14 protein-coding genes are annotated in these 22,922 nt (G+C 63.9%); 11 read left to right on the forward strand and 3 right to left on the reverse strand.

Going from position 1 to position 22,922, the window contains the following annotated elements; all coding sequences use genetic code 11:
* Positions 1-69 precede the first annotated feature (69 nt).
* Positions 70-594 carry a TRAP transporter small permease gene (locus F3W81_RS00570; RefSeq protein WP_193081641.1) on the forward strand — a complete coding sequence of 175 codons (525 nt, stop codon included), beginning with the start codon at positions 70-72 and terminating at the stop codon, positions 592-594.
* Entirely contained in the window at positions 594-1,892 is a 1,299-nt protein-coding gene (locus F3W81_RS00575; RefSeq protein WP_193081643.1) for a TRAP transporter large permease, read from the forward strand. Before F3W81_RS00570 ends, F3W81_RS00575 begins: the two co-directional genes overlap by 1 nt.
* Positions 1,893-2,037: 145 nt before the next feature.
* Here F3W81_RS00575 and F3W81_RS00580 read toward each other — a convergent pair whose 3' ends face one another.
* Positions 2,038-2,547: a winged helix DNA-binding protein gene (locus F3W81_RS00580; protein ID WP_193081644.1), complete on the reverse strand. Its 510-nt coding sequence runs from the start codon at positions 2,545-2,547 to the stop codon at positions 2,038-2,040.
* 227 nt (positions 2,548-2,774) lie between these two features.
* Between F3W81_RS00580 and F3W81_RS00585 the strand changes: the two genes are divergently transcribed.
* The 3 genes from F3W81_RS00585 (at position 2,775) to prfB (ending at position 7,952) form a co-directional block, all read left to right on the forward strand.
* Entirely contained in the window at positions 2,775-4,016 is a 1,242-nt protein-coding gene (locus F3W81_RS00585) for an N-acetylmuramoyl-L-alanine amidase (protein ID WP_226941780.1), read from the forward strand.
* A gap of 165 nt (positions 4,017-4,181) precedes the next feature.
* On the forward strand, positions 4,182-6,707 hold the full coding sequence (locus F3W81_RS00590; protein WP_193081646.1) for a penicillin-binding protein 1A: 2,526 nt from the start codon (positions 4,182-4,184) through the stop codon (positions 6,705-6,707).
* Positions 6,708-6,827: 120 nt separating this feature from the next.
* Positions 6,828-7,952, forward strand: a complete 1,125-nt coding sequence (gene prfB, locus F3W81_RS00595) for a peptide chain release factor 2 (protein ID WP_193081648.1) — start codon at positions 6,828-6,830, stop codon at positions 7,950-7,952.
* Between the two features lie 240 nt (positions 7,953-8,192).
* On the opposite strand, the gene F3W81_RS00600 is transcribed toward prfB, so the two are convergent.
* Together F3W81_RS00600 and F3W81_RS00605 are read right to left on the reverse strand one after the other, a co-directional pair.
* Entirely contained in the window at positions 8,193-12,344 is a 4,152-nt protein-coding gene (locus tag F3W81_RS00600; RefSeq protein WP_193081650.1) for a translocation/assembly module TamB domain-containing protein, read from the reverse strand.
* Entirely contained in the window at positions 12,344-14,152 is a 1,809-nt protein-coding gene (locus tag F3W81_RS00605) for an autotransporter assembly complex protein TamA (RefSeq protein WP_193081652.1), read from the reverse strand. Before F3W81_RS00605 ends, F3W81_RS00600 begins: the two co-directional genes overlap by 1 nt.
* A 673-nt stretch (positions 14,153-14,825) precedes the next feature.
* On the opposite strand from F3W81_RS00605, the gene F3W81_RS00610 reads away from it, so the two are divergent.
* The 6 genes from F3W81_RS00610 to urtB all read left to right on the forward strand — a co-directional run bounded on the left by F3W81_RS00610 (position 14,826) and on the right by urtB (position 22,727).
* A complete protein-coding gene (locus F3W81_RS00610; RefSeq protein WP_193081654.1) occupies positions 14,826-16,253 on the forward strand; it encodes a circularly permuted type 2 ATP-grasp protein in 1,428 nt (475 codons plus the stop codon).
* A gap of 6 nt (positions 16,254-16,259) precedes the next feature.
* Positions 16,260-17,207, forward strand: a complete 948-nt coding sequence (locus tag F3W81_RS00615) for an alpha-E domain-containing protein (RefSeq protein ID WP_193081655.1) — start codon at positions 16,260-16,262, stop codon at positions 17,205-17,207.
* Positions 17,208-17,213: 6 nt separating this feature from the next.
* Positions 17,214-18,017 carry a transglutaminase family protein gene (locus tag F3W81_RS00620; protein ID WP_193081657.1) on the forward strand — a complete coding sequence of 268 codons (804 nt, stop codon included), beginning with the start codon at positions 17,214-17,216 and terminating at the stop codon, positions 18,015-18,017.
* A gap of 54 nt (positions 18,018-18,071) precedes the next feature.
* Positions 18,072-18,836, forward strand: a complete 765-nt coding sequence (locus F3W81_RS00625; protein WP_193081659.1) for a peptidase — start codon at positions 18,072-18,074, stop codon at positions 18,834-18,836.
* Positions 18,837-19,322: 486 nt separating this feature from the next.
* Complete coding sequence (urtA, locus tag F3W81_RS00630; protein ID WP_226942003.1) at positions 19,323-20,582, forward strand: urea ABC transporter substrate-binding protein; 1,260 nt, start codon at positions 19,323-19,325, stop codon at positions 20,580-20,582.
* Between the two features lie 177 nt (positions 20,583-20,759).
* Positions 20,760-22,727: an urea ABC transporter permease subunit UrtB gene (gene urtB, locus F3W81_RS00635; protein ID WP_193081663.1), complete on the forward strand. Its 1,968-nt coding sequence runs from the start codon at positions 20,760-20,762 to the stop codon at positions 22,725-22,727.
* Positions 22,728-22,922 lie beyond the last annotated feature (195 nt).

Here is a 22,922-nt window from a genome sequence, read left to right on the forward strand (position 1 = left end):
CCGGTCCCGCGCGTGCAGATGCGCGGGACCCTTTCGCCTTCAACGCGGTCTTTCAACAGGGGTGACGCAATGCGGCGCGGTCTGGACTTGCTCTATCTTGCGGGGGGCGTGGCGGCGGCTGCCGCGATCTCTCTGATCTGTCTCGTGGTGACGGCGCAGGTCTGTCTGAACATCCTCGCGCGCATCGGCGGGCCGGGCTATTCGTTCACCATTCCCTCCTACGCCGATTTCGCCGGGTTCCTGCTGGCCGCTGCCAGCTTTCTGGCGCTGGCCCCGACCCTGCGCGCCGGGGTGCATATCCGCGTCAACCTGCTGACCTCGCGCCTGGGCTCGCGCGCAAGCTGGGCGCTGGAGCTGCTGGTGCTGGTGATGGCGAGCGCCCTCGCGGGCTACGCCTGCTTCTACGCGATCAACCTGACCTGGGAGAGCTGGGATTTCGGTGACATGTCCACCGGCATGGTGGCGATCCCGCTGTGGATCCCGCAGCTGGCAATGGACGCCGGGCTGGCCCTGCTGACAATCGCGCTGCTGGATACATTGGTCGAGAGCCTGCGCGCAGGCCACGCCATCATCGCCGACGCGGGAGAGGCCTGATGTCCGATCCCGTGATCTTCTCGATCCTGCTGGGCGTGTTGCTGGTGATGCTGGCGGCGGGCCTCTGGGTGGCGCTGTCGCTGATGGCACTGGCGCTGGTGGCCCTGGTCTTCTTTGCCAATGCGCCGCAAGGGCTGGTGCTGGCGACAACCCTCTGGGCCAATTCGCACAGCTGGACGCTGGCAGCCCTGCCGCTTTTCATCCTGATGGGCGAGATTTTGCTCCGCTCGCGCCTGTCCAACGACATGTTCTCCGGTCTTGCGCCCTGGCTGGGGCGGGTGCCGGGGCGGCTGCTGCATGTGAACGTACTGGGCTGTGCGATCTTCGCCGCCGTTTCGGGCTCGTCTGCGGCAACGGCGGCCACCATCGGGCGCATGTCGGTGCCCGAGCTTGAGGCGCGCGGCTATCCACAAAGCCTGATCCTCGGCACGCTGGCAGGCTCGGCGACGCTGGGTCTGCTGATCCCGCCCTCGATCATCCTGATCGTCTACGGCGTGGCAACCGAGCAGAGCATCGCACGGCTGTTCGTGGCCGGGATCCTGCCGGGTCTGATGCTGGTGGCGATGTTCGCAGGCTACGTGGCCCTGCGCGCGCTGATGTCCCCCGGTCTCATTCCGGACGAAGGCGTCCACTACACGCTGCGCCAGAAACTGGCAGCCTCGCGGCGCCTGATCCCGGTGATGCTGCTGATCATCGGGGTGATGGGGTCGATCTACACCGGAGTCGCGTCGCCCACGGATGCGGCTGCGGTAGGGGTGTTCCTGGCGGTGGTGCTGGCTTTTGCTTCGGGTGGGTTCAGCTGGCGCGACCTGATGGCTGCGCTGATGTCGGCGACGCGAACCTCCTGCATGATCGCCTTCATCCTGATGGGGGCAGCGTTTCTGGCGATTTCAATGGGCTTCACCGGCATCCCGAGGAACCTCGCCGCCTGGATCGGCACGATGGAGCTGTCGCCCTATGCACTATTGGCGGTCCTGACGGTGTTCTTCATCGTGCTCGGCTGCTTTTTGGACGGAATCTCGGTCGTCGTGCTCACGACCTCGATCATCCTGCCGATGGTACAGGCGGTTGGCATCGACACCCTGTGGTTCGGGATCTACCTGGTGCTGGTCGTCGAGATGAGCCAGATCACCCCGCCGGTCGGCTTCAACCTGTTTGTCATCCAAGGGCTGACCGGTATCGATATCCTGCGCGTGGCCAAAGCCGCATTGCCATTCTTCGGGCTGTTGTTGCTGGGCGTGCTCCTGATCACGCTGTTTCCCGGGATCGTCACCGTTCTGCCCAATGCAATGGGGTAGGGGGCTCCGCCCCCGCCCGCTTCGCGGCCTCCCCCGGGATATTTCCAACAGGGAAACACTCCAGGCCGAGGCTCAATGTCATCTTGCCGAAAATACTTCCGCCGGAGGCGTTCCGGAGACATCAGGAAGAGCGCGATCGGATATTCTAGAGACTCGCAGCTGCACGGCTGGCCTGATCGTATTGGCCGGACATGGCGCGCAGGGCTGAGGCGACTTTTCGAAGTTCGTCACCGTCAAAGCCTGCGGGAAGGGTGCCGAGCAGGCATTGTTCGCGTATCTTGCGGTAGCTGAGGCAAAGTGCCTCGCCGGGCGGGGATGTGGTGTAGAACACCTCTTTGCCGCGCTTTTCGCTGTTCAGCAGGCCGAGCTTGAGGAGTTTGCGCAGGGCGTAATTCACCGTGTGGGAATCTTCGATATTCAGCAGGAAGGTGATGTCGGTGAGGCGTTTTTCTCGGCCACGGCTGTTGGTGTTGTGAAGCACCAGGATTTCGAGCGGTGACAGTTCGGGCAGTCCTGCGGCGGCCATGCACCGCTGCATCCAGCGGGTGAAGGCATTGTAGGCGATGATCAGGCCATATTCGAATTCTGACGCTTCCCAGCCCGTGCCCTCGGCCAGGTGACGGGAGGAGACGATGCGGCGGGTGTCCGTATCCATGGCGGGACCTTTCTGACGATGGCGATTTGTTGGTAAATTATCAGTAAAAGGCTGGCTCACATAGGCCTTTTTGGGCGCAAATCGTGGTGAACGGTTTCTGCCGGCGTCGGGGGTGTTTTCCGCCCGGTCTTGCCGTGCAGCGTTTCGGGTGCGATTGCGGGTAGAATGTGTACGCGGCGCAGGTGGCAGGACAGAAGGCGACAGGGATGCGGAGAAGGGGAAGGAATGTGATACGGGTTCTGGCGGGTGTGCTCGGGGCTGCTGCGGTGCTGGCCTTCGCCGGTGGGGCTGAGCGCGCCATGGCGCAGGGGTTTGGGGCGCAGACCTTCAGCGCTCTGGCACGGGTCGATCCTGCGCACAGCTGGATCCGGGATCGCAAGGGCGGGCTGGAGCTGGAGCTGGCGCTGAGCCAGGGGGTTCCCTATCGCATCTTCACGCTGGATGACCCGCGCCGGGTGGTGCTGGATTTCCGCGAGGCAGACTGGAGCGGGGTTCAGGGGGATGGCTTGCTGCGCTCTGATCTGGCCGGTGAGGCAACGATGGGTCTGGTGCGTCCCGGCTGGTCGCGGCTTGTGCTGAGCCTGAACGCGCCGCTGGCGTTGCAGCGCGCGGCGCTGAAGATTGACCCCGACAGTGGCAGCGCCGTACTGACTGCACGGTTCATCCGGGTCAGTGCGTCGGATTTTGCGGCTCGTGCCGGGGCGCCTTATGATGCGGCCTGGGCCTTGCCCCCGGCGGTGCAAAAGGCCGCTCCGCCGCGCGACGATGGTGTCTTGCGGGTGCTGCTGGACCCCGGTCATGGCGGCATTGACCCCGGTGCCATGCGTGACGGCATCCGCGAAAGCACGTTGATGCTGACCTTCGCGCGTGAGCTGCGCGAGGCGCTGGTGCGCGCTGGAGTCGAGGTCTGGATGACTCGGGAGGACGACAGCTTTGTCTCGCTGGAGGGGCGCGTCGAGAGGGCGCATGAGCTGGGCGCAGATGTGTTGATCTCGCTGCATGCGGATGCTCTGGCGGGGGGCGGCGCACGGGGCACGACGGTGCATACGCTGTCCAAGACGGCGACCGACGAGGCCTCGCGCAAGTTGGCGGAGCGGCATGAGCGGGGCGATATCCTGGCGGGTGTCGATCTCAGCCATAGTGATGATGTCGTGGCGGATGTGCTGATGGACCTGGCGCGGATGGAGACTCAGCCGCGCAGTGAAAAGCTGGCGGATGCCGTGGTCAACGGGCTGCGCAGTGCTGGCCTGCCGCTGAATTCGCGGCCCCGGCGGGCGGCGGGCTATTCGGTGCTGAAGGCCGCCGATATCCCCAGCATTTTGATCGAGGTGGGGTTTCTGTCCAGCGACCGGGACCGGGCCAATCTGCTGGATCCGGTGTTTCGGGCGCATCTTTCCGGGGCGGTGCGCGATGCCGTGCTGGCCTGGCACCTCGCCGACAAGGCCGAGGCTCCGCTGCGCCGCCAGTGATGCGCCGGGGCCCGACGCCGCAGGCGCGCGGCTGCAGCCGCCCCTTGGGCTGCAGGGCGCAGCGCAGGCGTGTTCCGGCGGATCGCGCCACTTTGCGGGGATGTGTTTTGACCCCTCCGGCACACCGCCCTATATACTGCTTTCAACCAGAAAGGCGCGCCGCCCGTGATCAGATTCGTTCTCTCCTTTTTCGGAGCCATATTTACCCTCATCACGCTGTCTGTCGCCGTGATAGCCCTGTCCATCGGGGCCGTGTTCTGGATCTATGGCCGCGACCTGCCCAGCCATGAGGCGCTGGCCAGTTACCAGCCGAAAACCATCAGCCGGATCTATTCCGGCGAGGGACGGATCATCGACGAATTCGCCCAGGAACGCCGCCTGTTCACCCCCGCGTCCGAGATCCCGGATCTGGTGAAAGAGGCCTTCATCTCGGCTGAGGACAAGAACTTCTACCAGCACCACGGCTATGACATGCGCGGCATGATGTCGGCGGCCTTTGATGCGGTGAAATCGCGCGGCAAGAACGTGCGCGGCGCTTCGACCATCACGCAACAGGTGATGAAGAACTTCCTGCTGACCGGCGATCGCAAGCTGGAGCGCAAGATCAAGGAAATCATCCTCGCCTCCCGGCTTGAGGAAACCCTGCCCAAGGACAAGATCCTTGAGCTCTATCTGAACGAGATCTTTCTGGGCCAGAACTCCTACGGGGTGACGGCGGCGGCGCAGACCTATTTCAACAAGCCGCTGTCCCAGCTGTCTCCGGCCGAGGCGGCGACGCTGGCCTCGATGCCGAAGGCGCCGTCCGATTTCCACCCGGTGCGCAACCACGACCGCCTGCTGGCGCGCCGTGACTATGTGCTGCGCGAGATGCATGAGAACGGCTATATCGACGACGGCACCTATGCCGCTTCCGTGGCCGAGCCGATCCGTTCGGTGCAGGGCGGCGATTATCCGGCCTTCCGCAGCACCCTGCCGCCACGCGATTACTTCACCGATGAGATCCGCCGCCAGCTGAGCCAGGACTTCGGCGAGGATGAATTCTTCACCGGCGGCTTCACCGTGCGCGCCACCATCGAGCCCCAGATGCAGGCCGATGCCGCCATGGCCCTGCGCCACGCGCTGGAAAAATTCGACCGCACGCTGGGCAAATGGCGCGGCACCGGCAAGAGCCTGACCGAAGAGCAGATGGCCGATGAGGCGACCTGGCGCGACGCCCTGCGCAACACCGGCGTGCCGCGCGACATTACCCTCGGGCATGAGTGGCTGCCGGCGGTGGTCTTCAACGTCGCCGATCAGACCCTCGACATCGGGATTGAGGGCGTGCCGACCGATGATGCGCGCGGACACAGCGTCCCGCGCTCCGACATCCAGTGGCTGCGCGGCGACTTCAAGGCCAACTTCAAGCGCGGCGATGTGGTGCTGGTGCGCGAAGTCACCAACGACAGTGGCGCTTTCGTCAACTGGTCCCTGCGTCAGGTGCCCGAGGTCGAGGGCGGCTTCATGGCGATGGACGTCAACAACGGTCGTGTCATCGCGATGCAGGGCGGCTTCTCCTATCAGGCGTCGGTGTTCAACCGCGCCACACAGGCCAGCCGTCAGCCGGGCTCGTCCTTCAAGCCCTTCGTCTATGCGGCGGCGCTGGATTCAGGCTATACCCCTGCAACCATCGTGATCGATGCCCCGATCGAGCTGAAGACGCCTGAGGGCACCTGGCGGCCGACAAACTCGTCGAACCAGTACTACGGCCCGACGCCGCTGCGCACCGGGATCGAGCAGTCGCGCAACCTGATGACCATTCGTCTGGCGCAGGAAATCGGCATGGACGTGGTGGCCGAATATGCCGAACGCTTTGGCGTTTATGACAATATGGGCACCTACCTTGCCAACGCCCTCGGGTCCGAGGAAACCACGCTCTACAAGATGGTTGCGGCCTATGCGATGTTCGCCAACGGCGGTGAGCGGGTCGAGCCGACGCTGGTTGACCGGGTGCAGGATCGCAATGGCCACACCATCTATCGCCACGATCACCGCATCTGCAACGAATGCCGCGAGCCGGAGCTGCCCGCAGGGCAGGGGCCGGACATCATCTCCAACAGCCAGCGCGTGATGAATGCCATCACCGCCTATCAGCTGACCTCGATGATGGAGGGCGTGGTGCAACGCGGCACAGCCGCGCGGGTCGTGCACCTGCCAGTGCCGACCGCAGGCAAGACCGGCACCACCAACGATGCCCGCGATGCCTGGTTCATCGGCTTCACCTCGAACCTCGTGGCGGGCTGCTATATCGGCTACGACAACCCGCGCCCGATGATGAACGGCCATGGCTACGGCGGCACGCTCTGCGGTCCGGTGTTCCAGGAGTTCATGACCAAGGCGATCAAGGAATACGGTGGGGCGTCCTTCAAGGTGCCGCCGGGGGGCCATTTCATCAATATCGACCGCTTTACCGGTGCACGCCTGCCCGATGGGGCCTCGGGCAACAACGTCGTGGCCGAGTATTTCCGTGATGGCGAAGAGCCGATCTTTGGTGTCGCCTATGACGGTGGTTTTGCCATGGGCTCGGATCTGCCGCTCTACCGCGAGGCGGGCGATGCCCAGCGTGGCCAGCAGATCATCACCTCCACCGGCGAGACGACGACCATCGCGCCGAAGGCGAACTTTGGCACCCTGTCTTCGGGCGGGCTCTACTGAGGCAGGCTGGCGCGCCCCTTCGGGGGTGTGCCGGCCCTGCCGCGTCGCGTGCGCTGCCCTTGCCCGCAACGGGCGCTTGGGATATCACGCGGCTCTGATACCATAAAGGAAAGGTGGCCCATGCGCGCCGAGGCCCAGAACTTTGTAGCCGAGATCGAGAAGTCGCTGGAGCTGTTGCGCCAGCGGATGGATTGGGACATGGCCCAGCACCGGCTGGAAGAGTTCAACGCCCGTGTCGAGGACCCGACCCTTTGGAACGACCCGGAAAAGGCGCAGGCGCTGATGCGCGACCGCCAGATGCTGGTCGATGCCATCGAAACCCATAACGCCATCCAGCGCGACCTGAACGACAGCGTCGAGCTGATCGAGCTGGGCGAGATGGAGGATGACCAGGAGGTCATCGCCGACGCCGAGGCGACCCTGAAGGCGCTGCGCGCCAAGGCGGCCGAGAAGGAGCTGGAGGCGCTGCTGAACGGCGAGGCCGACAGCAACGACAGTTTCCTCGAGATCAACTCGGGCGCTGGTGGCACCGAGAGCTGCGACTGGGCCAGCATGCTGGCGCGGATGTATGTCCGCTGGGCTGAGAAAAAAGGCTACAAGGTCGAGCTTCAGGCCGAGAGCGCGGGCGAAGAAGCCGGCATCAAGTCTGCCACCTACAAGATCACTGGCCACAATGCCTATGGCTGGCTGAAGAGCGAGAGCGGCGTGCACCGTCTGGTGCGCATCAGCCCCTATGACAGCGCGGCGCGCCGTCACACCAGCTTCAGCTCGGTCTGGGTTTATCCCGTTGTCGACGACAATATCGAGATCGAAGTGGCTGCGAATGACATTCGCATCGACACCTACCGCTCCTCCGGGGCCGGTGGGCAGCACGTCAACACCACCGACTCGGCTGTGCGGATTACCCACTTTCCGACGGGCATCGTGGTGACCAGCTCCGAGAAATCGCAGCACCAGAACCGTGACATCGCCATGAAGGCGCTGAAATCGCGCCTGTATCAGCTGGAGCTGGACAAGCGCAACGCAGCGATCAACGAGGCCCATGAGAACAAGGGCGATGCGGGCTGGGGCAACCAGATCCGCTCCTATGTTCTGCAGCCCTACCAGATGGTGAAGGATCTGCGCACGGGCTTCGAGACCTCGGATTCCAGCGGTGTGCTGGACGGGGATCTGGACGGGCTGATGGCGGCAACGCTGGCGATGAACGTCAGCGGCAAGAGCCGCGCCGAGGCTGCGGCCGACTGACACCTGCGACAGGTGATGGGATTGAAACCCGCGGTGGCCCTGAGCGGGCGCCGCGGGTTTTTTCGTGCGTGCATGTCTTGGGAGTGTTGCGCCTGCGGCGGGCGGGGGAAGGGGGCGCTGCCCCCTCTTGAGGCACAAAGGGGCCTCAATTCACCCCTGAAGTATTTCCGGCAAGATGACAGGGGAGGGACGTGTTGTGGGGGCCGGGCGATTGGGCCCGGCCCTTTGCATGTAGTGGGGTCAGTAGTCTTTTTCGAAGAAGATACCGAGGCTGGTTTCGCCGTCGGTCTTGACCGCGCCCTTGGCCTTGACCGTGTTGGAGAGGTCGAGGTTGATCGAGAGGCTGGTCTCGCCGTCGCCGGTGACTTCGGTTTCGGTATAGACGTTTTCGTTGATGTATTTCCCGGCTTTCAGGCTGGTCTGGCCGTCCTGCGTCGTCGAGATGTCGAGGTCGTCCAGACCGGTGCTGGAGCGGATCTTGTCGAGCACGCCGCCCTGACCGGAGCCGGTCAGCGTGGCGACGGCCGCCGCGAGGCGCGCAGCTTGCAGGGCCGAGAGGGTGTCGATGCCGCGCCCGAAGAACAGCTGCGACAGGATCTCGTCCTCGGGGAGGCCTGGGTTGGAGGAGAAGGTGACCTCCGGATCCGCAGCGGTGCCGTCGATGGCGATGGAGACGGTGTAGCTGCCGCTCTGCGAGGTGGCGACGAAGTGGATGATCGGCTCGAACCCTCCGGCGAGGCGGACGGAGCCGTCGGTGAGCTCAAGCCTTTTTGTCAGGATGTTGAGGCGGCCCCGCACGAGGTCGAATTCGCCCACCGGTTCGACGCTGGAGGTGGTGCCGAGCAATTGCAGCTGGCCGCGCAATTCAGCGTCGAGGCCGCGCCCCCGGATGAACACGGAGGTGTCCGTGGCCACCAGCAGGTTGAGGTTGAGGCCCCCGGAGGCACTGCCGCTGCCGCTGTCGGATTTGCTGTCGTCACCGATCAGCCCGGCACGTTCGCGGGTCAGACGGCTGGCGCGGGGTTCGTCGATATGGCGGATGTCGGGGATGGCTTCCTGACCGCCGAAGCCACCGGAGGACAGGCGCACCTCGGTATCCGAGAGGCCGATGCGACCGGAGATCGTGCCGCCGCCGGTCAGCCCGCCATCGATCTTGATCTGGCCGTTGAGGCGGGTGGTGGCGAGGCCGGCCTGCGTCGCGATGACGTTGTTGAGCGCCACGTTCAGCCCGGCGCGATAGGGCGCGGCAAGGCCGATAGGACCAGCGATTGTAATCTGGCCGCCCTCGGACGGGGTGGCGCGCAGATCGAGATTGGCCTGCCCACCGGAGAGCGTCACGCGCCCCGAGATGCCATCGATGACCTGTCCGAGCGTGGGCGCGACAAGGCGGGCATTGTCGAGGCTGATCTGGCCGTTGAGGGCCGCAAGCCCCGGCTGGCCGTTCATCGCGAGGTCGAAGCTGGCGGGCCCCGAGACCGAACGCGGCGCGATGAAGCTGTTGGCAAGGCCCAGCGGCGCCGCGCCCTTGATCGTCAGATTGACCGCGCCGTTCGGCATCAGCACATCGCCCGCGATCCGTGCATTCGCCCCCGCCGGGCCGTCTGCGGTGACGTTCAGCGTCGTGGCGCCGTTCGGCCCGGGCTTCGCGGTGCCGTCGAGCGACAGTGGGCCGCTGAGCCCGTCGACCAGCCGTGCGATATTGTCGAGGCGGGCGGTGAAGCTGACATCGGGCGCGCCATTCGCCACGGTGCCGCTGGCACTGGCGCTGACGGCGGTGGAGGACAGGCGGGCTTCGTTGATCTTGATCGTGCCATCTGCGGCCATGCCGACATTGGCGACAAGGCTGGTCTCGCCCCGAAACAGGGAGTCGATCTGCGGATTGCCGATGCCGATGGACTGACCAGAGCCGTTGGCGGTGATCTGGTAGCCACCATTGCTGCCGGTGACATTGGCGCTCAGCGTCAGCGGACCCGCGCGACCGCCCAGCGGGGCGGCGGAGTTCGGCAAGCTCGCCGTGAGGTCGAGGGCGAGGTCGCCGTCCTGCATCGTGCCGGTGGCCTTGGTGGTCAGCCCGGGGGTGGTGACATCGGCGCGTTTGATGGTGATCAGCCCGCCGTCGACCAGCACATCGGCGTTGATGTCGGTCTGCCCGTTCAGCAGCGCATCGACGGCTGCGATCCCGGTGCCGATATTGGCGCCGCCGCCCGACAGGATGGCGTGGATCACGCCGCCCTCTTCGGTGCGGACCTGACCGGCGAGGGTCAGCGGACCGGCCTTGCCCCCTGTGAAGACGGCGGAGTTGGCCAGACGCGCATCGACGTCCAGCGCCATGGCGGCGGGATCAATCGCACCTGAGGCGTTGAGGCGCAGCGCATCGCTCTGGATCAGGGCGCGTTCCAGCTGCATCGGGCCCTCGGTCGGGCGCAGCAGCGACACATCGAGGTCGAGCCCACCTGCCAGCAGCGCATCAACAGGCGCGATGCCGAGGGCGAGGTCCTGACCGCCGCCCTTGGCGGTGACGCGCAGCCCATCCGTGCCCTGACTGATCGCGCCAGAGACATCGACGGGACCGGCATCCGCGCCGGTCAGTAGCCCCGCATCCGCAAGGTGCAGGTTGTAGGTGATGGCGCCATCCTTGCTGCCAAGGCGGCCTTGTCCGGTCAGGCGCAGCGCTTCGGTGCCGAGGATCAGGTTGTTGAGCGTGATGCCCTGTTCGCCGCGATCGACATCAAGCTCTAGCTGCACGGGCGTTGTCAGCAATGCATCGGCCTGTGCGATGCCGGTGCGTATATTCGTGCCGCTGCCTGTGGCGGTCAGTTTTGCCGTGCCTGCGGGCAGTTGCAGTTCCAGGTTCATGTCGAGATCGGCTTGCCCTTGCAGCGACAACCCCGAGAGCGAGGAGAAGGCCGCCAGATCCTTGAGCTTGGCATTGGCCGCCAGATCGAACTGGGCCTGACCCTCGTTCGGGGTGAAGTTGAGCGAGCCTGCAAGGGTCAGCGCCTTGCCGTCGACCTTCAGATCCTCGACCCGCACGGGGCCGCTGCCAAAGACCACGGCGGCAGAGCCGGTGATCTGGTCGCCGAGCGCCTGCGCCACGGCAGGGTCGGTCGCCGACAGGCCCGTGGCGTCAAAGCCGATCACGGCGCGGCTGGTGCCGGTTTCGTTCAGCGGACCCGACAGGCTGAGCACCAGTTTTTCCGCCGCAAAGCCGCTGGAGGTCGGGGACAGCGCCTCGATCTGGCCGGACATGTCGTTGGAGGTGCTGCGATCATAGGTGAAATTCATCGTCGCCGAGGCCAGCGACACGCCGGACGCGAAGGGCAGATCGACGCGCTCTTCTCCCGCGGGAGAGGCGAGGGTGCCGCGCAGATCAAAGCTGGCGGGCTTGGCGTTTTCGTCCATCGCCAGCTTGCCCTGAATGTTCAGCGCGGCCGAGCTGAGGCGCAGCAATTGCAGATCAATCGCGCCATTGGCAGCGCGGGTGCCGGTCGCGACAAAGCCGATATCGGTGCCGAGGAACTCGCGGTAATCGGGGGCGGCCAGCGGCGTCAGATCGCCACCGACCTGCAGGGCAAACTCACGCCCGCCATCGTCGCGCCCGCTGAGGCTGACGGTCCCGGTCAGGCGACGCTCGCCGTCGGTGTCGAGCAGCATTTCGGCCTTGTAGTCGTCCAGTGGGCCGGTGCCGGCGATGGTCATGTCGACCGAAGGACGTCCGGGCAGGTTCATCAGGCTGGCGACGATGCCGCCTTCGGGTTCCTGCACGCCGATATCGACGGCCAATTGGCCCTGTTCGGGGTCATAATTTGCGCTCAGCTTGACCTGTCCGTCCTTGTCCTGACGCAGGATGTCGAGGGCTGCGTCCAGACCACCATCGGCCAGCGCGGCGCGGCCGGTCAGGCTGATCACGGCGGCCTGACCGATCACCGGCTCTTTCAGATCGAACTTGGCGATATTGATTTCGTCGATATTGATCGCGACCGGCAGATCGGGAATCGAGAATCCCGACGCCTCGGGAGAGGTCGACTTGGGGTCGCTCTTGGGCAAGCGGTAGAGGGTGATCGACTCCGCCGAAAGCTTCTGCACTTGCAAACGGCCGCGCAGCAGGGCGGTGCGGCTCCAGTCCAGCTCGGCGTTGTTCAGCTCCAGCCAGACGCCCTCGTCATCGGCGATGCTCAGCCGGGCCATCCTCGCACTGGAGGACAGCGCCCCGGTGAAGCCCGAGATGCTGACCTGACGGCCCGCACCCGACAGCAGATCCTGGATCTTGCGGGTCAGAAAGCCCTGACCGTCGTCATTGGCATCCTGCGCGATGGCGGCGGGGCCGACCGACAGGCAGACCAGCAGGGCAAGCAGGGCGGTGCGCAGCAGAGTGAGAGAGCGATTGATCATCAGAAGGACTGCCCGATACCGACATAAACAGAAACAGAATTGCTGGAGCCGGTGACGGGCACCGCAACATCCAGACGCACGGGGCCGAGCGAGGTGAAGTAGCGCGCACCGACACCGGCGCCGCCCTGCCATTCGCCACCCTCAAAGGTTTCGCTGCCCGCGACATAGCCATAATCGACGAAGGCCGCGGCGCCCCAGTTGCCCACGATCCGGGCGCGCAGCTCGGTGCTGATCGCGCCATAGCTGCGTCCGCCGGTGGTATTGCCGCCGCTGGTCACCCCGAGCGACTGATAGGCCTGACCGCGCACCGATCCGCCGCCGCCCGAATAGAACAGCCAGTCCGAGGGCGTCTCGGCGAGGCTGGGCCCGACGACGGAGCCGAGCTGGACCCGCGCCGCCAGAACGAACTTGTCGCTGCCAAGGCGCTGATATCCCCGGATATCCGCCGTCGACATCACACCCGAAGCCGAGCCTGAGACGCCGATGAAGGGCATGATGGCCGCTTCGGCGTAGATGCCTTTGGTGGGATCGGTCTTGTTGTCGCGGTTTTCCCAGGTCAGCCCGCTGTTGAGCAGCAGATGATAGAAATCCCGTTCGCCCAGATCATCTTCGGTGCGCGACACCCGCACGCCGAGGCCGAGGTTGGCCGTCAGCTTTTCATTGATATAGCGGTCCACACCGACATTGGCCGTGGCGGAGGAGGCGAGATAGCTCGGCTCATCCTCGCGGCTGATCTTGGCGCTGTAGGTCAGGTCCATGTCGGGGTGACGGAAGGCGGGGCGGGTCAGCGACACGCCAAGGCTGTAGTCGATGCCGCCGGTGCCGCCACCGATCCCGGCGACCTCGCCATCGACGCGGAACCGCTCGGCCCCGCCGAACAGGTTACGATGCATCCAGTAGGTGCTGAGGGTCAGCCCCTCGGTGCTGGAAATCTCGGCACCAAAGCCCAGACGGCGCGGCTTGGCGTCGGTGACATCGACGCTGGTGCCCAGCTGGTCGACCGGGGTGATCGCGTCATCCTCGGTCACAACCGCCGAAGCAAACGAGCCTGCGCGACGCAGACGGGTCTCGGCACGCGCCACCTCGGTCGGATCATAGACCTCGCCTTCGGGCAGCCCGGCAATGGCCAGAATGCGTTCGGGGCGCACATTGCTGTCGTAGCTGCGCGCGCTGAGGCGGACCTTGCCGAAGCTCAGACGCGGCCCCGGCTCCAGACCAAAGCGGGCGGCGACGGTATCCGTGTCGTGATTGGCGGTGATCTGCTGGCTCTCGACACGCGCCTTGGCATGCCCCTCGTCGCGCCAGGCGTCGACGCCGTTCTTGGCGGCGCGGCGCATCAGCCCGGTGCCGGCGGTCTTGCCGACCTCAAAGCCCTCGGTCGGTTCGGCCTTGGGGGGCAGGGGAGTCACGGTGGCGTCGGAAAAGGTGAACTTTTCGCCCGGCACCACGTCGATGACGATCTGGTTGACCGCCGTCTTGGGGTTCAGGATCGACACGCTGCTGGCTTCGCGCCCGTCGACCTTGATCGACACGGTGCCGCCGAAATAGCCCTTGTCATAGAGCGCCGCGACCAGACGCTTGTAATCGGCCTGTGCGGCGGCGATCAGCTCCTGCGGGTCGGTGATGTCATCGGTCTCGATCGCCGAGACCGACAGCGAGGCCTCGCGCAGGCTCCTCGACAGCTCCGTGTTGGACCCCGCGTTCAGAACCACCTCGGCGGCGCCAAGCGGCGTGATGGAGGTCAGAGCAAGGGCAAGCGCGACTGCGGTTGTGGTGGCGGCTCTGGCGGCGGAAGAACGCGTCGTCATTTAAGCGCGGAACCTCTGAATGCTGGGGGTCGGCCGCCGACGGTGGCACACGCACCGTTTTGCACGCATGCCTGTCGGGGCGGGAAAGGGCTCACCCCGCAAGGTAGAGCGCTGTTGCCCTGTTGACCAGCGTTTCAACACGCGTTTTTTTGATCGGCGGGAAAGCGCGCCTGCAATGCGCGCCCGTCTCGATGCCAAGGGGACGGCCCGCCTGCTCCAGGATGCAGCGTCGCCACCCGACGGCACCGCATGGCGCAGCTCTGGCCCCCTTGCGACCGCTCAAGGAACGCCGCGCAACCGCACAGGGAAAAAAGACGCTTTGCTGCATCCGGCAATTTAGTCTGCGCTAACCCCTTGACGGTTTGACGGAAAACCCGGCAAATCAAAGGACACGGTCGCAGACCATGCGCAACGGAGGAGGCCGCTGCGCCCTTGCCAGAGCGCGCGGTTGCCATAAGTCAACACTCACACGACCCGCAAGCAGCGCGATAAAATTGTGCAGATGGCCGACATTCTGACGACGAAAGCGACCCATCTGAAGCAGGTGGTCTCGCATCCCGCCACGGCCTCTGCAACGATCAGGCAGTCAGCGATGGCCAATGCCTGAGCAACGATGAAAGTCCGGGCGCAGATCCGGAGCGCCGACGGTAAAAATAAAAGGTCCGGGGGTAGCATGACCGAAAGACGATTTTTTGATGAAATGGTACTGGAGGGCGGCGATGCACGTTCGCCCTACGCCGATTACCAGAAGTGGTTCGCCAACGAGGATCCCAAATCGCTGCTGAAGAAATCGGCCGAGGCCGAGACCTTCTTCCGCCGCATCGGGATCACCTTCAATGTCTACGGACAGAAGGATGCCGACGAACGCCTGATCCCCTTTGATATCGTGCCGAGGATCATCTCCGCCAAGGAATGGCGTGTGCTGGAAAAGGGCATTGAACAGCGCGTGCGCGCGCTCAATGCCTTCCTCGCGGATATCTACAACAAGCAGGAGATCCTGAAGGCGGGCCGCGTGCCTGAGCATATCATCAGCCGCAACGCCGCCTTCCTGCCGCAGATGATCGGGATGATGCCGCCGGGCGGCGTTTATACCCATATCGTCGGCACCGATCTGGTGCGCACCGGCGAGAATGAATTCTACGTGCTGGAAGACAACGCCCGCACGCCCTCCGGCGTCTCCTACATGTTGGAAAACCGCGAGACGATGCTGCAGATGTTCCCGGAGCTCTTCACCAAGATGAAGGTGCGCCCGGTGTCGTCCTATCCGGCCGAGCTGCGTCGCTCGCTTGGTGAATGCGCGCCGCCGAACTTCAACGGCACCAAGCCCGCCGTGGCCGTGCTGACGCCGGGCATCCACAACTCGGCGTATTTCGAACACAGCTTCCTCGCCGATCACATGGGCGCTGAACTGGTCGAGTCCAGCGATCTGCGCGTTATCGACGGCCGTGTGCAGATGCGCACGACCCGTGGTTACAAGGCGCTGGACGTGATCTATCGCCGGGTCGACGACGAATACCTCGATCCGCTGACCTTCAATCCCGACAGCCTGCTGGGCGTGCCCGGGATCATGGACGCCTACCGCGCGGGCAATATCACCATCGCCAACGCGCCCGGCACCGGCATCGCGGACGACAAGGCGCTCTATTCCTATATGCCTGATATCGTTGAGTTCTATACCGGCGAAAAGGCCATCCTGCAGAACGTGCCGACCTGGCGCTGTTCCGAGGAAGACAGCCTGAAGTACGTGCTCGACAACCTCGCCGAACTGGTGGTCAAGGAAGTCCACGGCTCGGGCGGCTACGGCATGCTGGTCGGACCGGCGGCGTCGAAGAAAGAGCTCAAGGCGTTTGAGGCGAAACTGCGGGCGCGCCCCGACAATTACGTGGCACAACCGACACTCGCCCTGTCGACCGTGCCGATCATGACAAAAGCAGGTCTCGCGCCGCGGCACGTGGATCTGCGACCCTTCGTTCTTGTTTCCCCGAAGCGTGTGCATATCACCGCAGGCGGCCTGACGCGCGTGGCGCTGAAAGAAGGCTCTCTGGTGGTGAACAGCTCGCAAGGGGGCGGGACCAAGGACACATGGGTGCTGGGGGACTGAGTGGATATGCTAGGACGGACAGCCGGTGGGCTTTTCTGGATGTTCCGCTATCTTGAGCGGAGCGAAAATACGGCACGACTGCTGGAAACCGGGTTCAGGATTGCCCTGACCGGGGCGCAGGAGTCCAATGACAGTGAATGGGAATCCATAGTTGCGACGGCGGGCGTGCGCCCGGCCTATGTCGCGAAATTCGACGACGACTTTGAACAGGCGACAGTGGTCAACTACCTGCTGCGCGACCGCGACAACCCGTCTTCGGTGATGTCGTGCATCGAGGCCGCACGCTCCAACGCCAAGATGGTGCGCACCGCTCTGTCGTCCGAGGTCTGGGAGGCCGTGAACGAGGCTTGGATGACCCTGAAGGATCAGATGAAGCGCCCGGTTTCGACCAAGAACCTGGCCGAAGTGCTGACCTCGATCCGCCAGCATTCCAGTCTGGTGCGCGGCGCGCTGCACGGCACCATGCTGCGCAACGACATCTTCGATTTCGCGCGGCTCGGCACCTATATCGAACGGGCCGACAACACCTCGCGCATTCTCGACATCAAGTACTACGTTCTGCTGCCCTCGACGGCCTATGTCGGTTCGTCGCTGGACAATGCCCAGTGGGAAACCATCCTGCGCTCGGTTTCGGCGTTCCGGTCTTTCCGCTGGCTGAACGAGGGCGAGGTGACGCCGATGGCGATTGCCGACTTCATGATCCTGGACAAGCGGATGCCGCGCTCGCTCGCGTTCTGCCATTCCAAGATCGTCGGCAACCTCAGCTATCTCAATCACGGTGCGGATCCCGAACTGCCCTGCCTCAAACAGGCCAGCCAGATCCACGCCCGGCTCTCCGGGCGCGACATCGAATCGGTCTTCGACGAGGGCCTGCATGAATTCCTGAAATCCGCGATCGCGGATACGGGCCGTCTCGCGGCCCAGATCCAGGAAGATTTTCGTTTTTACGGGTAGGAACCTATGCGGCTCAACATCACCCACAAAACCACTTATAGCTATGACCGGCCGGTGCACTACGCCCTGCTGCAGCTGCGCATGACGCCGCGCAACAGCATCGGTCAGGATGTCCTCAACTGGACCACGACGCTGGAAGGGGCGACCCGTCAGGTCAAATACGACGATCATTTCCGCAATGTCACCGAGATGATCGAGATGGACGCGGGCGCCAGCAGCGTCACCATCACCTGTCAGGGCGAGGTCGAGGTGCAGAACCTGCACGGCGTCATCGGTGCCGGGACCGGCCTCGCGCCGCTCTGGCTGTTCCTGCAACAGACGCCCGCCACCGCGCCGGGGCCGACGATCCGCAAGATCGCCCAGCAGGTGAAAAAGGCGACCGAGGCGAACCAGCTCGATGGCATGCACCGCCTTTCGGAGGCCATTGCCGAGGCGGTGACCTATCGCACCGGCATGACCCTGTCGACGACCACCGCCGAAGATGCGGCGAGCGAGGGGCAGGGGGTTTGTCAGGATCACACCCAGATCATGATCGCCGCCGCACGCCACCTCGGACTGCCCGCGCGCTATGTCTCGGGCTATCTGCTGATGGACGAAGTCGTCGATCAGGAGGCCAGCCACGCCTGGGCCGAAGTCTGGATCGACAGCCTCGGCTGGGTCGGGTTCGACGTCTCGAATGCGGTCTGTCCTGATGACCGTTATGTGCGCGTGGCTCTTGGCCGAGACTATGGCGAAGCCGCCCCGGTGCACGGTTTGCGTCAGGGCGACGCCGCAGAAGAGCTTTGCGTTTCGTTACAAGTTCAGCAATAGAGTCTTCCGGCTCGGGCATACTGATACCCGAGTCGGAAACGGAGCGCCTGACAGATGACATATTGCGTAGGGATGATGCTGAATCGCGGCGTCATTTTCATGTCCGACACCCGTACCAACTCCGGCGTCGACAACATTTCAATCTTCCGCAAGATGTTCCATTTCGATGTTGAGGGCGATCGCTCCATCACGCTGATGACCGCCGGCAACCTTGCCACGACGCAGGCCGTGATCTCGATCCTGCAGGAACGCGGCAAAAGCCCGGATGAACGTTCTCCCGATATCGAACGCCTGACCTCGATGTTTCAGGTCGCGCAGCTGGTCGGCCAGACCCTGCGCGAGGTGATCTCGGGTCACGACGGCAATGGCCAGAAGGCCAGCACCGTCACCTTCGGCGCGACCATCCTGCTCGGCGGCCAGATCAAGGACGGCGAACCGCGCCTGTTCCTGATCTATCCCGAGGGCAACTTCATCGAAGCCAGCACCGACACGCCCTTCTTCCAGATCGGCGAGACGAAGTATGGCCGTCCGATCCTGATCCGCGCCTATGATCCCGACATGTCGTTTGAAGAGGCGATGAAACTGCTGCTGGTCTCTTTCGACAGCACCATCAAGGCCAACCTCTCGGTCGCGCTGCCGCTGGATTATCACATCTACCGCAGCAACACGCTGAGCCGTGGCCTGATGGGCCGGGTCGAGGCGGATGACGGCTATTTCCAGGAAATTTCCTCGGGTTGGGGCGTGGCGCTGCGCGATGCCTTTTCGGCACTGCCTGCCTTCGCTTTCAGCGATGATGCGGACACAGACGCAATCAGCTGAGACCGCATAATCGCCTGCTTTCAGCGGTTCAACGCTGTAATTTTGCAAAATTTGTCTGATTTGGGCTGAATTTTGCCAGCGGCGGGCGAAATCACCCACCCATTCGGCGGAATCTTGCGACTCAGCTGTGTCGCACGAATGTCGTATTCCTGATTTCTGTCAGCTTAATTTTTGCGCAGTCGCCGCAGTGGCTGCCTATCCGTTGGGCGCTCACCCTGAATCAGCTCGAGGGTTGTATGCAGCATCGTAGGATTCCCCCGACGTTGCGGCATTGATTGGACTGCACCCGGGACGGGAGCATCAAGGGACGTGCGGTGGCATCCAATCTGGCGGTTCGGTCACCACCGCACAAACACAACTGTAAAGCTGCTTGAGGACATGTAGGGGGGAGCGGATGTTTTTTCAAATGACATCTGGATTACCACCCCGCCTCAACGCGGCATTAATGAGGGGATAAACCATCCTATGTCGCACTTTCTGAAAACGATGCTTGGCGCCGCTGCGGGCTCGATCCTGCTGGCAGGCTCCGCTTATGCACAAGACACCATCAAGGTCGGTGTCCTGCACTCGCTCTCCGGCTCCATGGCGATCTCCGAGACCACTCTCAAAGACGCCGTTCTGATGATGATCGACGAACAGAACGCCAAGGGCGGCGTGCTGGGCAAACAGCTGGAAGCGGTTGTCGTCGACCCGGCCTCCGACTGGCCGCTGTTTGCGGAAAAAGCGCGTGAACTGCTGACCGTCTCCAAGGTCGACGTCATGTTCGGCTGCTGGACCTCCGTGTCGCGCAAATCCGTGCTGCCGGTGATTGAAGAGCTCGACGGCCTGCTGTTCTACCCGGTGCAGTACGAGGGCGAAGAATCCTCGCGCAACGTGTTCTACACCGGCGCCGCGCCGAACCAGCAGGCGATCCCGGCCACCGATTACTTCCTCGATGAACTCGGCGTTGAAAAGTTCGCTCTGCTCGGCACCGACTATGTCTATCCGCGCACCACGAACAACATCCTCGAAGCCTACCTGAAAGACAAAGGCATCGCGGCTGAAGACATCTTCGTCAACTACACCCCCTTCGGTCAGTCCGACTGGTCCAAGATCGTCTCTGACGTTGTGGCGCTTGGCGCAGACGGCAAGAAAGTCGGCGTGATCTCGACCATCAACGGCGACGCCAACATCGGCTTCTACAAGGAACTGGCGGCACAGGGCGTCTCGGCTGACGATATCCCCGTCGTCGCCTTCTCGGTCGGCGAAGAAGAACTCTCCGGTCTCGACACCTCCAACCTTGTTGGCCACCTGGCCGCGTGGAACTACTTCGAATCCGCTGAATCCGACGCCAACACCGCTTTCATCAAGGCGTGGAAAGCCCGCATGGGCGACGATCGCGTGACCAACGACCCGATGGAAGCCACCTATATCGGCTTCAACATGTGGGTGCAGGCGGTTGAGCAGGCCGGCACCACCGACGTTGACGCGGTGATCAAGGCAATGCCCGGCCAGACCTTCCCGAACCTGACCGGCGGCGTGGCGGAAATGCTGCCGAACCACCACCTGACCAAGCCGGTTCTGATCGGCGAGATTCAGGCCGATGGTCAGTTCGACATCATCTCGGAAACCGATCCGGTTCCCGGCGATGCCTGGACCGACTTCCTGCCGGAATCCGCAGTGCTGGAATCCGACTGGGTGACGCTGGACTGCGGTATGTACAACACCGAAACCAAAACCTGCGTGCAGCAGAAGTCCAACTACTGATGTGACCGGGGTCCGGAGCCTCTCCGGGCCCCTCACATATCGGCGATGTCAGTGGCCCTGATGCCCTGACAGCTCTCGGGCGGGGCGGTTCTCCTCCTCCCTCAGCGGTTCCGCCCGACCCAAGGCGCGCTCTCCATTGCAGTGTGCATGTCTCCTCCTTCCGGCCTGCAGGACATTATGATCAAACGCATTTCAACAGCTCTTGCGCTGGTGGTCGGCCTTGCCTTCGCCACACTGGCCCCGGTCGCGCGCGCTCAGGACGCCAGCATTCAGCCGATCCTGCAAGCCAATGCCGCGCTGATCGTCGAAAGCTCCCGCGTGACCATTCAGCCCGCGATTGATGCCGTCGCCGCCTCTGGCCTGGCGCAGGCGCCCTTCGTGCTGGTGACCTGGGCCGACCGCGACATGTGGCAGCGCAAAGCCGACGGGCTGTTCTTCAAGGCGGTCAAGAACGCCAAGCAATATGACCTGATCGATTTTGACACCGGCGCTGTCGTCGCCACCGTCGACAAGGACGCCATCGACCAGCTGAAACCGAACTCCGGCATCCGCGCCGTGATCGCCGTCGCTCTGGTGAAATTCCAGCTGACCGACCCCAACCCCGCCAAACGCGCCGAGGCGCTCGACGCGATTGAGCGCAACGGCGAGCAAAGCCACCTCGCCCCCCTGCGCGACTCCATTGCCTCCGAGACGGACCCGGGCCTGAAGGCGCGCAAGGAACACCTGGAAACCCTGCTGACCATCCGCTTCGATGCCGACACCGCCACCCGCATCGCCGCCATCGAAAAGGTCGCGGGCGACACCGGCGTCGATGTCCGCGCCACGCTGAACCCGCTGGTCGCCACCACGCTGAAGGCCGCGAAAACCCTCCCCGACGCCAAGAACGTCGCGCGCCAGATCAAGCCCGGCTCCGAGATCCTCTCGCGCGAGGCCGCCTATCAGCTGCTGGTCGCCGAGGGCCTTGCGCCGCGCCTGCTCAACGACCGCGATCTGCGCGACACCCTGACCGCCAATATCGTCGATGGCGCTGTCGGCGGCGTGCCCGTGGCCGAGCTCGGCACCAATGCCGCCCGCAACCGCGCCTATGACGCGCTGGTCGCCGCCGGCACCGCCGAGGCCGCCGCCACCACGGACGAGATTGACGAGATCATCGATGACTTCACCTTCTACGAGACCTACTCCGAACCCAATTCCGAGGTGACGCAGGCTGCCAACGCGGCCCTGCACAAATCCGCCCTCAAGGTCGGACTGATGCAGTTCATCGACCTCTGTCTCGACGCGCTCTCGCTTGGTTCGATCTACTTCCTTGCTGCCATCGGCCTCGCCATCACCTTCGGCGTCATGGGCGTGATCAACATGGCGCATGGCGAATTCATCATGATGGGCGCCTATACCGGCTATGTGGTTCAGCAAATCATCCCCAATTACACCGTCTCGATCATCGTCGCGATCCCGCTGGCCTTCGCCGTCACCTTCGCCGCTGGCGTCGCGATGGAGCGTCTGGTGATCCGCTGGCTCTACTCCCGCCCGCTGGAAACCCTGCTCGCCACCTTCGGCATCTCGATCGCGCTGCAACAGCTCGCCAAGAACATCTTCGGCACCCAGGCCCGCCCGCTGACCTCGCCCGCCTGGCTGGATGGAGGTCTGGTGATCAACGATGTCGTCGGCATCTCCTATATCCGCATCGCCATCTTCGTGCTGGCGCTGATCTTCCTCTGCCTGTTCCTCTTCATCATGAAGAAGACCCGCCTCGGGCTTGAAACCCGCGCCGTGACGCAAAACCCCAAGATGGCCGCCTCGATGGGCATCAACCCCGAATACGTCAACATGCTGACCTTCGGCCTCGGCTCCGGCATTGCCGGCATCGCCGGCGTCGCCATCGGCCTCTACGCCAAGGTCACGTCAGAGCTCGGCCAGGACTACATCGTGCAGTCCTTCATGACCGTGGTGGTCGGCGGCGTCGGCAATATCTGGGGCACGCTGTTCGGCGCCCTGATGATCGGCTCGCTGCAAAAGGGCATCGAGTGGTTCAACCCCTCCAACACCCTCGCCGCCCAAACCTACATGATCATCTTCATCATCATTTTCATCCAGTTCCGCCCAAGGGGCATCATCGCCCTCAAGGGCCGCGCCGCGGGAGATTGACACCATGTTCCCCTACAAACGCCCCGCCAACCTCGACCGCCCCCGCTCACCGTCATCGACGGCGGCCGGGACCGTACGGAGCCGCGCCCATGATGATGTACCCCGCCGCCTTCACTCTGACCCTGCTGCCCCCGGCTTACCTCAACAAGCCGGTCAAAAGTTTCCCTGTTGAAAATATCCCGGGGGGAGTCAGCG

The organism is Pseudooceanicola spongiae, from assembly GCF_014899185.1.
Lineage (GTDB): Bacteria > Pseudomonadota > Alphaproteobacteria > Rhodobacterales > Rhodobacteraceae > Pseudooceanicola > Pseudooceanicola spongiae.

Bases quoted from the DNA above. Each gene is read 5' to 3' on its own strand.
- F3W81_RS00570 (WP_193081641.1), top strand. From the start codon at position 70: ATGCGGCGCGGTCTGGACTTGCTCTATCTTGCGGGGGGCGTGGCGGCG.
- F3W81_RS00575 (WP_193081643.1), top strand. From the start codon at position 594: ATGTCCGATCCCGTGATCTTCTCGATCCTGCTGGGCGTGTTGCTGGTG.
- F3W81_RS00580 (WP_193081644.1), bottom strand. From the start codon at position 2,547: ATGGATACGGACACCCGCCGCATCGTCTCCTCCCGTCACCTGGCCGAG.
- prfB (WP_193081648.1), top strand. From the start codon at position 6,828: ATGCGCGCCGAGGCCCAGAACTTTGTAGCCGAGATCGAGAAGTCGCTG.
- F3W81_RS00600 (WP_193081650.1), bottom strand. From the start codon at position 12,344: ATGATCAATCGCTCTCTCACTCTGCTGCGCACCGCCCTGCTTGCCCTG.
- F3W81_RS00605 (WP_193081652.1), bottom strand. From the start codon at position 14,152: ATGACGACGCGTTCTTCCGCCGCCAGAGCCGCCACCACAACCGCAGTC.
- F3W81_RS00610 (WP_193081654.1), top strand. From the start codon at position 14,826: ATGACCGAAAGACGATTTTTTGATGAAATGGTACTGGAGGGCGGCGAT.
- F3W81_RS00615 (WP_193081655.1), top strand. From the start codon at position 16,260: ATGCTAGGACGGACAGCCGGTGGGCTTTTCTGGATGTTCCGCTATCTT.
- F3W81_RS00620 (WP_193081657.1), top strand. From the start codon at position 17,214: ATGCGGCTCAACATCACCCACAAAACCACTTATAGCTATGACCGGCCG.
- F3W81_RS00625 (WP_193081659.1), top strand. From the start codon at position 18,072: ATGACATATTGCGTAGGGATGATGCTGAATCGCGGCGTCATTTTCATG.
- urtA (WP_226942003.1), top strand. From the start codon at position 19,323: ATGCTTGGCGCCGCTGCGGGCTCGATCCTGCTGGCAGGCTCCGCTTAT.
- urtB (WP_193081663.1), top strand. From the start codon at position 20,760: ATGATCAAACGCATTTCAACAGCTCTTGCGCTGGTGGTCGGCCTTGCC.